This window comes from Bradyrhizobium sp. CIAT3101 (assembly GCF_029714945.1).
In the GTDB taxonomy this organism is placed as follows: Bacteria; Pseudomonadota; Alphaproteobacteria; order Rhizobiales; family Xanthobacteraceae; genus Bradyrhizobium.
This window is the reverse complement of the sequence record NZ_CP121634.1, coordinates 5,109,486-5,123,068: the sequence shown is the minus strand read 5'-3', so window position 1 is coordinate 5,123,068 and position 13,583 is coordinate 5,109,486. Positions and strand designations below refer to the sequence as shown.

18 protein-coding genes are annotated in these 13,583 nt (G+C 63.4%); 10 read left to right on the top strand and 8 right to left on the bottom strand.

The window, feature by feature from the left end; genetic code table 11:
• Nucleotides 1-41 precede the first annotated feature (41 nt).
• Entirely contained in the window at nt 42-440 is a 399-nt protein-coding gene (locus QA645_RS24325; protein WP_254131063.1) for a PaaI family thioesterase, read from the top strand.
• Between the two features lie 152 nt (nt 441-592).
• Entirely contained in the window at nt 593-1,198 is a 606-nt protein-coding gene (locus QA645_RS24320) for a GNAT family N-acetyltransferase (protein ID WP_254193403.1), read from the top strand.
• Nucleotides 1,199-1,286: 88 nt separating this feature from the next.
• On the opposite strand, the gene QA645_RS24315 is transcribed toward QA645_RS24320, so the two are convergent.
• The 3 genes from QA645_RS24315 to QA645_RS24305 form a co-directional block, all read right to left on the bottom strand.
• A complete protein-coding gene (locus QA645_RS24315; RefSeq protein ID WP_148779049.1) occupies nt 1,287-1,592 on the bottom strand; it encodes a hypothetical protein in 306 nt (101 codons plus the stop codon).
• An 85-nt stretch (nt 1,593-1,677) separates the two neighbouring features.
• The gene (locus QA645_RS24310) at nt 1,678-1,977 is read right to left on the bottom strand and encodes a putative quinol monooxygenase (RefSeq protein WP_283044212.1); all 300 of its coding nucleotides are present in this window, start codon (nt 1,975-1,977) and stop codon (nt 1,678-1,680) included.
• A 23-nt stretch (nt 1,978-2,000) separates the two neighbouring features.
• Complete coding sequence (locus QA645_RS24305) at nt 2,001-2,687, bottom strand: DUF2161 family putative PD-(D/E)XK-type phosphodiesterase (protein WP_283044211.1); 687 nt, start codon at nt 2,685-2,687, stop codon at nt 2,001-2,003.
• A 126-nt stretch (nt 2,688-2,813) separates the two neighbouring features.
• Between QA645_RS24305 and QA645_RS24300 the strand changes: the two genes are divergently transcribed.
• Nucleotides 2,814-3,161: a GrlR family regulatory protein gene (locus tag QA645_RS24300; RefSeq protein ID WP_254131067.1), complete on the top strand. Its 348-nt coding sequence runs from the start codon at nt 2,814-2,816 to the stop codon at nt 3,159-3,161.
• Here the strand turns inward: QA645_RS24300 and QA645_RS24295 are convergent, their stop codons facing one another.
• Nucleotides 3,162-3,842 (bottom strand): SDR family oxidoreductase, encoded by a 681-nt coding sequence (locus QA645_RS24295; protein WP_283044210.1) that lies wholly within the window; start codon nt 3,840-3,842, stop codon nt 3,162-3,164.
• 53 nt (nt 3,843-3,895) lie between these two features.
• On the opposite strand from QA645_RS24295, the gene QA645_RS24290 reads away from it, so the two are divergent.
• Nucleotides 3,896-4,684: an SGNH/GDSL hydrolase family protein gene (locus QA645_RS24290; RefSeq protein WP_283044209.1), complete on the top strand. Its 789-nt coding sequence runs from the start codon at nt 3,896-3,898 to the stop codon at nt 4,682-4,684.
• A 15-nt stretch (nt 4,685-4,699) separates the two neighbouring features.
• On the opposite strand, the gene QA645_RS24285 is transcribed toward QA645_RS24290, so the two are convergent.
• Nucleotides 4,700-5,443, bottom strand: coding sequence for a tyrosine-protein phosphatase (locus QA645_RS24285; protein ID WP_254131070.1), 744 nt, complete (start codon nt 5,441-5,443; stop codon nt 4,700-4,702).
• A 48-nt stretch (nt 5,444-5,491) separates the two neighbouring features.
• On the opposite strand from QA645_RS24285, the gene QA645_RS24280 reads away from it, so the two are divergent.
• Nucleotides 5,492-5,803 carry an MliC family protein gene (locus tag QA645_RS24280; RefSeq protein ID WP_283044208.1) on the top strand — a complete coding sequence of 104 codons (312 nt, stop codon included), beginning with the start codon at nt 5,492-5,494 and terminating at the stop codon, nt 5,801-5,803.
• A gap of 110 nt (nt 5,804-5,913) precedes the next feature.
• Here QA645_RS24280 and QA645_RS24275 read toward each other — a convergent pair whose 3' ends face one another.
• Nucleotides 5,914-6,117 carry a DUF2735 domain-containing protein gene (locus QA645_RS24275; protein WP_254131072.1) on the bottom strand — a complete coding sequence of 68 codons (204 nt, stop codon included), beginning with the start codon at nt 6,115-6,117 and terminating at the stop codon, nt 5,914-5,916.
• A gap of 534 nt (nt 6,118-6,651) precedes the next feature.
• On the opposite strand from QA645_RS24275, the gene QA645_RS24270 reads away from it, so the two are divergent.
• The 4 genes from QA645_RS24270 to QA645_RS24255 all read left to right on the top strand — a co-directional run bounded on the left by QA645_RS24270 (nt 6,652) and on the right by QA645_RS24255 (nt 10,163).
• Nucleotides 6,652-7,686, top strand: a complete 1,035-nt coding sequence (locus QA645_RS24270; protein ID WP_008129886.1) for a glutamine synthetase beta-grasp domain-containing protein — start codon at nt 6,652-6,654, stop codon at nt 7,684-7,686.
• Nucleotides 7,687-7,904: 218 nt separating this feature from the next.
• Nucleotides 7,905-8,606, top strand: coding sequence for a GrlR family regulatory protein (locus QA645_RS24265; RefSeq protein ID WP_283044207.1), 702 nt, complete (start codon nt 7,905-7,907; stop codon nt 8,604-8,606).
• Nucleotides 8,607-8,625: 19 nt separating this feature from the next.
• Nucleotides 8,626-9,309 carry a substrate-binding domain-containing protein gene (locus QA645_RS24260; protein WP_283044206.1) on the top strand — a complete coding sequence of 228 codons (684 nt, stop codon included), beginning with the start codon at nt 8,626-8,628 and terminating at the stop codon, nt 9,307-9,309.
• A 32-nt stretch (nt 9,310-9,341) separates the two neighbouring features.
• Nucleotides 9,342-10,163 (top strand): tetratricopeptide repeat protein, encoded by an 822-nt coding sequence (locus tag QA645_RS24255; RefSeq protein ID WP_283044205.1) that lies wholly within the window; start codon nt 9,342-9,344, stop codon nt 10,161-10,163.
• Nucleotides 10,164-10,206: 43 nt separating this feature from the next.
• Here QA645_RS24255 and QA645_RS24250 read toward each other — a convergent pair whose 3' ends face one another.
• Entirely contained in the window at nt 10,207-10,665 is a 459-nt protein-coding gene (locus tag QA645_RS24250; protein ID WP_283044204.1) for a hypothetical protein, read from the bottom strand.
• A gap of 276 nt (nt 10,666-10,941) precedes the next feature.
• Between QA645_RS24250 and QA645_RS24245 the strand changes: the two genes are divergently transcribed.
• Nucleotides 10,942-11,649: a hypothetical protein gene (locus tag QA645_RS24245; protein WP_283053308.1), complete on the top strand. Its 708-nt coding sequence runs from the start codon at nt 10,942-10,944 to the stop codon at nt 11,647-11,649.
• Nucleotides 11,650-12,596: 947 nt separating this feature from the next.
• Here the strand turns inward: QA645_RS24245 and QA645_RS24240 are convergent.
• On the bottom strand, nt 12,597-13,121 hold the full coding sequence (locus QA645_RS24240) for an HD domain-containing protein (RefSeq protein WP_283044203.1): 525 nt from the start codon (nt 13,119-13,121) through the stop codon (nt 12,597-12,599).
• Nucleotides 13,122-13,583 lie beyond the last annotated feature (462 nt).

Genomic DNA, 13,583 nt, shown 5'->3' with positions numbered 1-13,583 from the left:
GCCATTCACGCTGAGACAACAACGAATTGGGAGGAGATCTGATGACGCCGCTCGAGAAACTTAAAGCGATGAAGATGCCGTTCGCCGAGCTCAAGGGCGTCGAGTTCGTCGAGGCCGAGAAGGATCGCGTGGTGGCGCGAATGACGGTGCGGCCCGATCTCTGCACGCTGCATCACACCGTCCATGGCGGCGCGGTGATGGCGTTCGCCGATTCCGTCGGCGCGGCGGCGACCGTGATCAACCTGCCGGAGGACGCCAAGGGCACGACCACGCTGGAGAGCAAGACCAACTTCATCGGCGGTGCCAAGGAGGGAACCACCGTTATCGCCACCGCCACCCCGGTCCACCGGGGCCGACGGACCCAGGTCTGGACCACCCGGCTGGAGACCGAGGACGGCAAGCTGGTCGCCATCGTGACCCAGACACAGCTCGTCCTGTAAGACTACGGGGCTTTGATTTTGTTAACGAATTAGTCGCTTCCGCTGCCTCAAACTTGAGCAGGTTCCCGTCTTGAAAAGCTTGTTGCGACGCACAATATTGGAGGCCTAGGGATTCGAACGCCTCCTCGAGGGACACCAAGAGGAGTTTTGACGTGGTACTTGAAGACACCGTCCGCACCGCCCCGGGCTATGTGCGGACCCTGATCCAGCAGGAAGAATTGCCGCTGTTGCGCGATCACCTGCTGAGGCTTGATGCCGCAAGCCGGCATGACCGTTTCAACGGGTTTCTCGACGACAGCTTCATCGAGCGTTACGCCGCCCGCTGCGCCGAAGATGGCACCGTGATCGTCGCCTATATCGTCGATGGCGTGGTCCGTGGTGCAGCCGAGCTGCATCCGCCGGAGGGCGATTCGTTGCCCGAAGTCGCCTTCAGCGTGGAAGCCTCCGCTCGCCGCCAGAACGTCGGCACCGTGTTGTTCAGCCGCCTGATCGCGGAAGCGCGCTGGAAGGGCTACAAGAGCCTGCGCATCACCACCGGCGCGGAGAATCACGCCATGCGGGCGCTCGCCAAGAAATTCGGCGCGCATCTGCAGTTTCGCCACGGTGAATCCACCGGCACGATCGATCTTGGCAAGACGCCCGAGGCCGAGCTCGCTGATCTCGCAGCGGCGCCGTTCAAGGCCGGTCGCGCGATTCTCAACTTCAATTCGACCTGCTGGAAGCTGATCTCCAGCATGTACGGTAATCGCGCCGCCTGAGATCGAAAGGCCTGGAATTAAAGGTCTGAATCAAAAAGCGGACCGGCAAGGCCGGCCCGCTTTTCGATTGAAGCAAGGGAATGAGTGCTCAGGTGCCGGTGCGCTTGTCGTTGCCGAAGCGGCGGACGACGCGGCGTTCGACCACGACGGAGCGCTGCGCACCTTGTTCGCCGGCGATCACGCGGGTCGCGGTGATACGGCTGTTGGTGCGGGCCTGCTTCTTCACCTCGGCCTGAACGACGTCCAGCGGCATCCCCATCAGCGAGGCAGCGATCTCTGCCTGCTGCTCCTGATCGTCGGTGATGCCGACGGCGGCGAAGATCGCCTCGTCCAGGGTGGGCGGATCGTGGCGCACGCGCCGCGTGCCATATTTGGTATTCCAGTCTGCGCTCATAACGGCCTCGTTTTGATGCCGGGATACCTAGTGCGACCCATGTTGCATTGCAATATGAATTTGGTGTGGCATCTCAGCTATGCACTCAAAGCTTTTCGAGCTTGCTGGCGTCGTAAAGTTCGAGCGTCGTCGCCCAGGTGGCGAGTGAGCGCAGGGCCCGTACGAAATCGCCGGACGCAGGTACCGCAAAATGGGCCGCAAGCGCGGCCCGGTCAGCCCATTGCTCGAAGAACACCAGCCTGAGCGGGTTCTCGCAGTCGACATGCACCGCATGTGAGATGCAGCCGGGCTCCAGGCGCGAACGATGGACGTGTTCGAGGCTGAGGCGGCGCGCCTCCTCGAACGCCTCGGGCCGGACCGTCACACTGCCAGTCACCACGATCATGCCGTTCTCCACAGTGATGGCCGCTAGGGCAGGGATGCTTCGCGCGCGATGGTCTTGACCGGTGTCTGCGGCCAGCGCTTCAGCGCGGTGTGGCCGGCCTCGGTCAGCCGATAGATCCCGCGCTCGGCGCGTTCGAACCAGCCATAGACGTTGTGCAGGAGAATTTTGCCGGCATCGGGACAGCGTTCGCGCAATTCGCGCACGGCCCGCGGGCCTGCGGCGAGCTGCGATGCGCAGGCCAGCGCCTGTTGCCGGTAGGCCGTCATGATTGGCGCGCGCGTGCTGCCGCCGAGCACGGGATCGCCTTGGCGGCGCTGATGTTCGGCTACGAGCCGGGAGCGCGTCTTTGGTTCGCGGCGCGGGGCGGCTGTCGGCGGCTTCACCAGCACCTCGACCTGGCCATTGTCGGTCACCCCGAGCATACCGAAGCCGAGGCGCCGACATAGATTGCGATAGCGCGCGTCGCTCTCGCGACCCTTGCCGCGGATCGACATCTTTGCGGCGATCCAGACCTCGTCACCCGCCGGCGCGCGATCGACCGCCTGCAGGATAAGCTCGAGATTGAAGGCGAGCTTGAGCTCGCCGATCACCACCACCGGCGGATCGCCGGCGCTCAGCCCCACGAGATCGCAACCGCCGATCTCGCCCTTCACGGAGAAGCCGAGCTCTTCGAGGAAGCGTTTCACGGGGAGATAGAGCTCGGTTTCCAAGGCGAGTTTCCGATCGGAGAATCAGTTGCGGCCAGTTTAGCCCGGATCCAACTCGGGCTGCCGGCCATTTGCCCGGACGCTGTCAAGCCAGCTATACCCCTGCGCGGGGAACAGGCGGGCGCGACGATGACGATCAGGAACGGGCTCTATCATATCCGGATCGAGATGCTGGATGGCGTCCAGGGCGGCAATCAGGGTGTCATGGTGCTGCGTGACGGCACCATGCGTGGCGGCGATTCCTTTTTCTTTGCCTATGGCAGCTACACGTCCGCCGATGGCAGATGGAAGGGCGAGCTGACCAACGAGGAGCATTCGCCTTCGTTCGATGAGCGCCCGGTGTGGGGCCGCAGGGTCGTGACCATCGGCTTCAGTGGCACCTATACCGATGAGACCGCCTACGGCGAAGGCATGGCGCTCGCCGGCAAGCAGAGCATCCGTTTCAAGGGCAATCTGCGCCTGCTTGTGCCGGATTGATCAGACCCGTCCGCTCACCGGAATGAGCGCGCCGGTGACGCCGCTCGCGGCGTCGCTCACGAGGAACAGGATCACCTCGGCAAGCTCCTGCGGTGTCACCCATTTGGCGAAGTCGGCTTTCGGCATGTCGGCGCGGTTGGTCTTGGTGTCGATGATCGACGGCAGCACCGCGTTCACGGTGACCTTGCCCTTCCATTCGTTGGCGAGCGCTTCGGTGAGGCGGTGCACGCCGGCCTTCGACGCCGCGTAGGGACCCATGCCCGAGCCCGCCTGCAGCGCGCCCATGGCGCCGATATTGACGATGCGGCCTGCCTTCGAGGTGGCCAAATGCGGCAACGCCGCGTGCGAGGCGTTGAGCGCCGTCAGCACGTTCAGCGCATGCATGCGGTGCCAGGTCTTGATGTCGCCGTCACCCACGGTTTCAAAGGCAAAGCCGCCGGCGATGTTGACCAAGGCGTCCAGTCCGCCGAAGTGCTTCGCGGCAGCGTCCACCGCCGTCTTCGCCTGCGCCGCGTCGGAGAGGTCGACGCCGCCGATCTCGATGCGCTCGGTCGTCGCAGACATTTGAGAGGGCGCATGGTCGATGCCGGCGATCCGCGCGCCGCGTGATTGCGCGATGTCGGCGACCACCTTGCCAAGCGCGCCGAGCGCGCCGGTCACGACAATGATTTTTCCCTGCACGATACTCTCCGTCGTCTCGCTTCGCGCCGACTATTGCGTGAGGGGAATTGGACTTGCAATGGCGGCGGCATCAAGGCTGGGCTATAAATGCAACTTTAGGCGGCGACGGAGGGCGTTTCATGTCTGATGACTTGCCGACTCTCGATAATCCTCCAGAGATCGTTGAATTGAAGCGTCCGCTGGAGAATTTCCGGGCGGCGTTGGGTCGACGAGGCCCCGTGCGCGTGGTGGCGATGGGGTCGTCCTCGACTGCGGGACTTCGCAATGTCGTTCCCTATCCCGCGCGGCTCGAGCTGTATTTGAGAAAACACTACAAGGATGACGATCCCCATCCGAACATCCGGATCGACGTGTTCAACCGCGGCCAGGGTGGCCAGGAAGCGACATTGGAAGTGCCTCGGTTCGACGACGATATCTTCGCTGACAATCCATCTCTGGTGCTCTGGCAGGTCGGGACCAACGCGGTCTTTCGCCAGAAGGAGTTCAATTTCGACGAAGTGGTCGCGAGCATCACCAGGGGATTGGCCCTCCTGCGCAATCACCCGACCATGGATGTCATCCTGATCGACCCGCAATATGTGACGGCCATGCTGTACGACGACAACGCCGATCTCGCGGAGAAGATGGTTTCGGCGATCCGAACCGCAGCGGAGGACGCCGAGGTCAACCTGTTCCAGCGTTGGGCGCTCATGCGCCACTGGCACGTCTACAACAAGGTCTCGTTCGAGCAGCTGCTCGATCCGGAGGATGACCTGAAGCTGCATCAGAGCAATTGGAGTACCATGCAGGTATCGCTCGCGCTGACCAATTCCATCATCAAGGCCGCAACTCCGACAGCGTGAGGCGCTTGTCGTCGGTCACGGCTGAAGGTAGCGCTCCTTCAGCGCGGTCCGCTCCGCTGCCCCGAGCTTGATTCCGTCGCGCAGGTAAGTTTCGACATCGCCGTACTCGCCGCTGACGGCATCGAAGGCGGCGTCGAGATAGGAAGCGTTGACCGAGCCGATCGCGTCGAGGACGTCGGCGGGCAGATCGGAGACGCTCGACACGTCGCGCTTGTAGTGGCGATTGGTCAGCAGGTAATCCTCTGCAATGATCGCCTCGGGCACGCCGAGCGCATGCAGGATCAGTGCGCTGGCAAAGCCGGTGCGATCCTTGCCGGCGGTACAGTGGATCACGAGCGGAGCGCGGTCCTGCAGGAGATGGCCGAACAGCATGCGGAAGCTGTGCGTGTTGTGGCGGACATAGTTGCGATAGGACTCGCGCATCAGCTCGAGCGCGACGGGCGCAGTCAGCGTGCCCCTGGCGAGCTCGGTGCGCAGTGAGGCCACGACCGTCGGCTCGATCGGAAGCGAATGCACAGTGATCTCGTTGACGACGCAGACGCCGGCCGCACGCTCCTCGACGCCGCGGAAGTCGAACGCGCTTCTGACGCCGAGTGCGCGGACGATCGCGATGTCTTCAGCGGTGAGCTGGCCGAGATGATTGGAGCGGAAAATGTGGCGCCAGCGCGTGGTACGGCCGTCGCTGGTGGCGTAACCGCCGAGGTCGCGAAAATTGCTGGCGCCGTGCAAGGCGAGGTGACGGGCAGGGGAGTCTGACATCGGAGCTGCTTTTGTTATGTTGCCGACGGACCATTACAGGGGGCGATCATGGGCCGACACAAGGCCATTCTTTTGGGGATCAGCATGCTGACGGCCGCAATTTCCGGGGCGCGGCAGGCCGACGCGCAGACATTCCGGAACTACCGCTGCGCCGATGGTACGCAGTTCATTGTTGCGTTTTATGACGGCGACAAGCGCGCATTCCTCCAGATCGACGGCGAACCGGCGACGCTTGCCAAGCGGTTGGCTCTTTCGGGGGTGCGCTATTCGGGAGCGGGCATCACGTTGAGGATTGGCAAGACCGGGGCGACCACGGTCAAGCATCTGAAGCGGCCGGCGACGGCCTGCGCGGTGATCTGACGCTAATCAGGTCTGGAATCAAAAAGGGTCGAAACCTCGTTGTTTCGACCCTTTTCAAACTTCCGCTGCGCGCTTGGAGGAGCGCGTCGGTCTCAAACCAGATGCTGGCATTAGCGTTCCCATTTGGGCTTTGCTTCGTCGACCGCGTCCTGGTGGTACCAGCTGTCGCTGCAGATCGAGACGTTCGCGGGAAGCGAAGCGTGATCGGCGGGAAAGCGGGTCTCGCCATAGCGGCGTCCGGCGAGAGCCGCGCGGCCCCCAGCGGGGAATTGATAGATCTTCGCAGATCCCTGACTCAGTCCATTGTTCATCATGCGATTGCTCCTGGGTCGAAGCGCCTTGGCCTCCATGGTGCGCCCGACTCGTTCGATTGTGGTTACTGGAATCCCCATATCGGCCCGGCACTCCGAAATGCAAAGTGCTGAAAAGGAAATCAGTTTCCGCTCAATTTGTAGGCAGGTGATGGTCTGCACCCCCTAAGGCACCGTGTCGATGACTAACGCCTAGGCCATTCCAAAGGTTGCTGGGCAGGGGGTGGGGGCTTTACGAAAGTTGCCGGACGTTGATGCGCGTTTCATCGGCAACCTTCAGCTGGGGCCTGCCTGCTCCAGAATCAGGCGTTTTCCGCGGGATTTTTGCAGTGCAGCTTCACGCGAAGGTGCGCGCCTATGCCGCACGCTGCTGTGGACGGTTTGCCGCCGCCGGGCCGGTTCCGGTCGCGGTGGAAAACCTCCCGCGCTGCGGCCTTTTGGCACGCAAAATGCTTATAAGGCACCGGCCGATGATGGCCGGGTACAAACGTGCGGGGCTCTCAACCCCACCTTTCGCATCATCTACAGAGAGGCTCAATGACCAAGTATAAGCTCGAGTACATCTGGCTCGACGGATATACGCCGACTCCGAACTTGCGCGGCAAAACTCAGATCAAGGAATTCGCGTCGTTCCCGACGCTCGAGCAGCTTCCGCTCTGGGGCTTCGATGGCTCCTCCACCCAGCAGGCCGAAGGCCACAGCTCGGATTGCGTGCTGAAGCCGGTCGCGGTGTTCCCGGACGGCGCCCGCACCAACGGCGTGCTGGTGATGTGCGAAGTCATGATGCCCGATGGCAAGACCCCGCACGCCTCCAACAAGCGCGCCACCATCCTCGACGACGCCGGCGCCTGGTTCGGCTTCGAGCAGGAATACTTCTTCTACAAGGACGGCCGTCCGCTCGGCTTCCCGGCCTCCGGTTATCCGGCGCCGCAGGGCCCGTACTACACCGGCGTCGGCTTCTCCAACGTCGGCGACGTCGCCCGCAAGATCGTCGAAGAGCATCTCGACCTCTGCCTGGCTGCCGGCATCAACCATGAAGGCATCAACGCGGAAGTCGCGAAGGGCCAGTGGGAATTCCAGATCTTCGGCAAGGGCTCCAAGAAGGCCGCTGACGAAATGTGGATGGCCCGCTACCTGATGCTGCGCCTGACCGAAAAGTACGGCATCGACATCGAGTTCCACTGCAAGCCGCTCGGCGACACCGACTGGAACGGCTCCGGCATGCACGCCAACTTCTCGACCGAGTACATGCGTACGGTCGGCGGCAAGGAGTACTTCGAGGCGCTGATGGCCGCGTTCGACAAGAACCTGATGGACCACATCGCCGTCTACGGCCCGGACAACGACAAGCGTCTGACCGGCAAGCACGAGACCGCGCCGTGGAACAAGTTCAGCTACGGCGTGGCCGATCGTGGCGCGTCGATCCGCGTTCCGCACTCCTTCGTCAACAACGGTTACAAGGGCTATCTGGAAGACCGTCGTCCGAACTCGCAAGGCGACCCATACCAGATCGCTTCGCAGATCCTGAAGACGATCGCGTCCGTCCCGGCTGACAAGAAGGCCGCGGCTTAAGCATCCTCCAGGCCCGGGCTGGGGGGCTGGCCCGGGTTGGCTTTCAAATCCGCCGGAGCTCAAAAGGCTCCGGCGGATTTTTGCATTTCGATGACAGTGCTTGCCGATGACAGCGCTCGTTGTGGGTCTGGCGGCCATGCCGGCCTTGAGCCTGTCCATCGCAGCCCAAACCGGGCTAGAGTGGGCGCAGGATGCGCGCGGGGCCGGGGACACGGCTGGTGTTTGAAGGCTTCTATAAGGTGCGATTTCAGCTCGGCGACAGGGTCGGCCGGAGCGTGATGCATGCCGGCAACGGCAAGATGCTCGGTGGCAATTCGGCGTTCGCCCATATCGGCACCTACGAGAAGACCGCAGGTGGCGTCGACATCGTCATCAAGACCGTCCGCCACAACCCCGATCCGAACTACCGCGCCATGGCCGGCACCGACGATGCGACGCTGATCGCGAAGGGTTTTGCCGACGGCGATCTCTACCGCTTCAAGGGCGAGCTGAAGGAGCTGCCCGGCGTGCCCTTTCAGTCGCTGATGACGCCGATCACGGAGGACGAGGTGCCGATCGCCGGCGGCGTCGGCGAGGCCGGGATCGCCGATGGCCTCTACTCGATCCATCTGCGCATGCTCGACGGTGTCGACGGCGGACTGACCGGTGTGATGCTGCTCAACCGGGGCCGCATCCTCGGCGGCGATGCCTCGTTCTATTACCTCGGCAGCTACACTGCCGCGAACGGCCGCTGGAAGGGCCAGATCCTCAACCAGGAGCACACGCCCGCCAAGGACGATCCGATCTTCGGCGGCCACGAGGTCGGCATCGGCTTCTCCGGCAGCTATGACGGCGACGAGGCGGTGCTGGAAGCAACCGCGCTGGCCGGCAAGCGCAGCTTGCGCCTGACCGCGGCGCTGAAGCTGATGCATCGCGCCTGATCGCACCAGGAAAGTGCCCATGGAAAAAATTCGCATGCTCTCGACGCTCGGCCTGATGGGCGCGATGCGCAGCCTGTCCTCCGCCTTCGAGGCGGCGAGCGGCATTCACGTCGATGCCGACTTCGCGCCGACGCTGGCGCTGCTCAAGCGCTTGCGTGCCGGCGAGGCCGCCGACCTCGTGATCCTCACGCGCGAAGGGCTCGACGAAATGATCGGCGAGGGCCGGGTGATCGCGGACAGCGCAGCCGACCTCGCGCGCTCCTATGTCGGTCTCGCCGTGCGGACCGGCGCGCCGCATCCCGGCATCGCCGATGAAGCCGCGCTGCGCAAGACGCTGCTCGCGGCCCGGTCGGTCGCCTATTCACGGCTCGGCGCAAGCGGCGTCTACTTCGCCCAGCTGATCGTGCGGATGGGCATCGCCGCCGAGATCAACGCCAAGGCCACCATCGTCGAACAGGGCTTTACCGCGGAGCGGCTCGTCAGCGGCGAGGCGGATCTGGCCGTGCAGCAGATCAGCGAGCTGAAGCAGGTCGAGGGCATCGAGGTGATCGGCCCGGTCCCGCATGATTTGCAGACGCCGGCGGTGTTTTCCGCAGGCCGCATGGTGGATGCGAAGCAGGCCGAAGGCGCCGAGGCGTTGCTGCGCTATCTGGCATCGCCGCAGGTCGTGCCCGTCTTGCGCCAATCAGGACTCGAGCCTTGAAATCGCCGGGGCGTCAACGCAACGTGATGGCCATGCGGATCCATCTCTTTGCCGTCCTCGTCGCGCTCGTCGTGCCTGTCGCTGCCCATGCGCAATCGGCCGACCTCGTCCTGTGCGATCGCGTCGCCGCCGATCCAAGCGATCCCGACAAGCCGGCTGACGTCAAGGGCGTGTCTGAGATCGCGGCCTCCGACGTCGCAACCGCGATCAAATTCTGCAAGCAGGCGGCATCCTCGTCGCGCCGCGCGATGTTCGCGCTCGGCCGTGCCTATGCCGCCAACCGGCAGACGGCCGAGGCGATCGCGGCCTGGCGCAAGGCGGCCGACAAGGGCTCGAGCGCTGCGATGGTCGAGCTCGGCGTCGCCTACGGCACCGGCTCCGGCGTGGCCAGGGACGAGCCACAGGCGCGAAAGCTGTTCGAGAAGGCGGCGCAGGCCGGCAATCCCCGCGGCGTCTCCAATCTCGCGGCGCTCGGCAACGCCGGCGGTGGCGTGCCCGCCGATCCGGCGCAGGCACGCACGCTGCTCGGCAAGGCCGCCGAGACCAATGCGGAGGCGCAGTACCAGCTCGGCCTGATGCTTGCCAACGGCAATGGCGGCGAGAAGGACGACGTTGCGGCACGCGCGCTGTTCGAGAAGGCGGCCGCGCAAAACCATCCCGGCGCGCTGGAGCGGATGGGGGCCTTCGCCGAGGGCGGCCGCGGCGGTCCGAAGGACAAGGATGCCGCAAAGGCCTATTACGAGCGCGCGGCCGCGCTCGGCGACGAGGACGCCAAGAAGGCGCTGGAGCGGCTGCGCTGCCCTTACGCGATCAAGGACAAGCAAGGCAAGCTCGTCACCACGCTGTGCTTCTAGAGTCTTGCTTGACGCGTTTTCCTTCGCTCGAAAACGCTTTGGCTCACTTCATGTAGTAGGCGAGATTGTTGCGGGCGTCGCGATAGGTTGTCTCGAGGAAGCCGGGATATTGCGCAGCCGCCTGTGCCACCGCGCGCACGACGCAAGCCCAGAAATCGCCGTCCCACTTGAAATGCGCTTCGGCCGCGCCCTCGAACTTGACGGCGGTGATGATGGCCTGCCGGATCGCATCGTCGCCGGCATGCGGATGGGCGCGCTTGAGATAACCGAACATCGGCCCCTCATGGGCGCGGTCGCGATCGTGGCGATATTTCGCACCGATCTGCTCCGGTGAAAGCGTGCGATTGATGCGCACCTCTTCGGCGGTCGGGCGCCCCTTGATCGAATTCAATCGGTAGCGCCAGCGCCAGAGTTCGAATGCGGCATCGAGCAGCGGCTGCTTCGCAGCGCTGGCGATGAAGGCTGCGATCTGCTCGTCGGCTGAGGGTTCAATCGGGTCCATGCCGCTTGGTCGCGCGCAGGCACTTGCGGGTTCGAAAGGCGAAAACAACCCCATGCACAGTAGCCAGGGGGCTGACGAAACACCCGAATAGCCGAACCAAACGGTCGGATGCGGATTTTACGAAATTTGCTTGCTCCGTCGGGCAAAACAGGCGCATGATGGCATCATGGCACGACCGGCTCCGCGCGCAGCCTGCGCGGAAAAGCCGGATGGCTTCGGTGCGGCGACGGTGCTAGGTAGCCCGCGATTCCTTTTATTTTTTGCGGGTTCATGACTTTGCTCGACGGGCTCTACAAGGTTGAATACGGCATCCACGAGGCCTTCGGGCGCAGCATCATGTGCCTGCACGACGGCAAGATGTTAGGGGGCAATTCCGCCTTCGCGCATCTCGGCACCTATTCCGAGCGGGACGGCGAGATCGTTGCCGAGGTGATCACCGAGCGCCACAACGAGGACCCCCATTACAAGCCGCTGATGGGCGCCGACGTCGCAACGATCGGCGCGCGCGGCAAGCAGGTCGGCAACCAGATCCGCCTGGAGGGCAGCGCGGACACCATGCCGGGCGGTCATTTCTGGGCCAACCTGACCCGCCTCGATGAGGACGAGGCGCTGCCGCCCCGCGGCACGATCGGGCAGGGCGGCATCGCCAACGGCCTCTACGGAATGAGCCTGCGCGCGCTCGACGGCGTCGATGCCGGGCTCTCCGGCGTGATGCTGCTGATCGACGGCCGCATCCTCGGCGGCGATGCGTTCTTCTACTATCTCGGCGCCTATTCGTCGGCGGACGGCCGCTGGAAGGGCGAGATGCTCAACCAGGAGCACACGCCGGCGAAGGGCGACAATCCCGTGTTCGGCGGCTACGAGGTCGGGATCGGTTTTTCGGGCACCTGCACGCAAGACAGCGGCGAGCTCGAAGGCATCGCGCTCGCCGGCAAGCGCAGTCTGCGGCTGGCGGCATCGCTCAGGCTGATGCGGCGGGCGTAGGGCGTCTCATCGGCTGTCGCGTCTGCTCTGCTAGAGCAAGGCGACGTTCGAGCCGTGCGTTTGGATGTTGGCCTTGGGCCGGACGCCGACCCCGCAACGGTGCGGGCGACGTTCTGTAGCCCCATGTCGATGGCGCAGATCGTCCTGCACCCTCCGAAATTGCCGGTATCTGTATGCTGTGATACAACTCTTAGCTGTGGGGACGGCATTTCCGTCCCGAATTTGGGAGGTACCCTATGCGACCGTCATTTGGCTTCGCCGTGCCGTCCGTCATCGTTACCTTGTCGGCTGTCTTGCTGTGCAGCAGCACGGCAATGTCACAACCCACACCAAGCTCCTCGCTTCCCACCGTCTCGGTCGAAGCGCCGAAGGCAAGAACGACTGTTGTGCCGAGGCAAGGGCGAACGACCGTGACTTCCCACCACCACCGGGCGACCGGTTCATCGACCGCTCAAGGGCCGGTATTCGGGCCGAATACGGTCTTGGGGAAGATCGCCAGGCTGGAGCGATCTGCCAGCAGCTGTAACGGTGGCTGCGAAACCAGTTACAGGGTCGGCAACGCTCCCTGGGTTGGATGTAGCATGGCTGCCGGAGGCGGGACGGGCGGAGCGATTGACGGTAGCAATTTCTCGTCAACGTGCACGGACACGCTCAGCTACAACACTTACGCGCAGTGCGTAGAGACCAAGGCTCTTCTTGGCGCGCAACCCAGAGAATCCCGGTGGATTTGCACCAGCCTGCTGGCCGGAGGCAAGTTGCCCGGCGAAAAGCGCGTCGCCGAAAGCCGCCACTAATCCACGCCGCCCACTGGATGGCTCGAAACCTTCGAGCCATCCTCGTTGTCCGCGTCGAGTCACTTGCGGACTTCGCCAGAGTAAGTGCCGAAGGTCGGCTCTGGGCCCAACAGCAGACCTTGGAAGTTCTGCAATTGGAGTTTCCACCGAACCCTATTGCTCCGGTGCAAGGGCAACGATTTCGAGTAAGCGGTCAAAACTAATGCGGTGCTTTTCAGAGTGTCTCTCCAAGATGTCGCTCAAATAAGAGCGATCCCCAAGCTGGCGGCGCAGGGCCTCGTAAGGCTTTGAGCGATCCGTACTACAGAGCGTGCTCCGCCCCAATCTCTCGTCAATGATAGCAATAGCATCCGCCGCTTTCAGCATGTCGGCGAGCGTAGTGTCCGCCTGAATGCCAGCGCGATGATCGTGCGAAGCGATGGCATTCTGTGCCTCAGCAGGAAGGCTGTCGCCGAGCCAGCGGACTGTTAACAGACCGTGCTGGCTCCAATTCCCCGATGTATGAAAGTAATCCAGATCATGGCACAGGCCAACGACCTCCCAAAAGTCAGCTGAGGCGGAAAAGCTCGGCGCAAGCATGCGCAGAATGTGGGCCACAAAGCGCGAGTGATCAGCTCTTGGCGTGTCGCCCAAGTGCTGCTTGATCAAAAGTTCTGCGTCTAGAACTGTCAGCATCATGTATGGGGTGGCACCGAGGCACTTTTCCAATCTAGTTGCGCCATGGCTCTCAGCATCCGTCAAGAGGCTGGTAGGTCCGCCTTGGGTCAAAGGCCGCCCTCGTTGGCCAGCATGAACTTGGTCGGGTCACCTGTCGGAAGCGGACACGCTCGCGCTCTGGGCTGACGTCAGCGGCGGGCCCAAAATCTGACCTTGTCCTTTCATGCCCTTGTTCCGATCTACTTCAGCTAGCAGACATCGCGGCGCTCTGAGCCCAGTTCAGCCAGGGGAGGAGCGAGCTTATGTATCGCGGGTTGAGGGCAGCCGGAGCCGTGCACGGTCGGAGCGTTGACACGCTACTGGCCACGCGCCTGTGATCGCCGAAAACAATCGCGCCGGGTAATATGGAACGTGGATCAATACCGGTCGTGCTTGTCCGACTTAGACCGTCGGTATTCGCGAACTCCGACCCAACCGACTGTT